The sequence below is a fragment of the Mesorhizobium sp. 2RAF21 genome (genome assembly GCF_052115345.1).
In the GTDB taxonomy this organism is placed as follows: Bacteria; Pseudomonadota; Alphaproteobacteria; order Rhizobiales; family Rhizobiaceae; genus Mesorhizobium; species Mesorhizobium terrae.
In genome coordinates, this window is the sequence record NZ_JBFRGM010000061.1 from 1 (window position 1) to 452 (window position 452).

1 pseudogene is annotated in these 452 nt (G+C 29.9%); it reads right to left on the reverse strand.

Annotated features, from left to right (window positions below):
* Positions 1 to 452: pseudogene (locus AB4136_RS33375) on the reverse strand (Msr family ABC-F type ribosomal protection protein); the annotation flags it as partial.

A 452-nucleotide genomic window follows, 5' to 3' on the forward strand; every position in this document is an offset into this window, starting at 1 on the left:
ATTTATAGCTTTTTCCAATCGCTTCTTTTCTTTTTCATATTTTTCATATTCTAATTCTTCTCGATGTCTTTCTAATTCTTTTTGTTCAACATAGTTACTATAATTCCCCTTATATTCAGTTATTCTTCCTTCTTCAATTTCCCATATAGTAGTACACAAGTTATCTAAAAAAGCGCGATCATGTGAAACTATAATAAATGCTCCATGCCAATTTTTTAAATCCTGTTCTAATTTTTCTATATAGTCATTATCTAAGTTAGTTGTTGGTTCATCTGCTAATAGCAGTTCTGGATTTTTATCAAGCGCTTGCCGAATATAGTTTCGTGTTACTTCACCACCACTTTTAGTTGATTCTATGAGCTTCAATTGAGGAATAAGTTCACAATGTGAAAATTGTTTTACAATACCTTCTTCAGGCACAATTTTTTTATATAATATGTGAAGTAACGTTG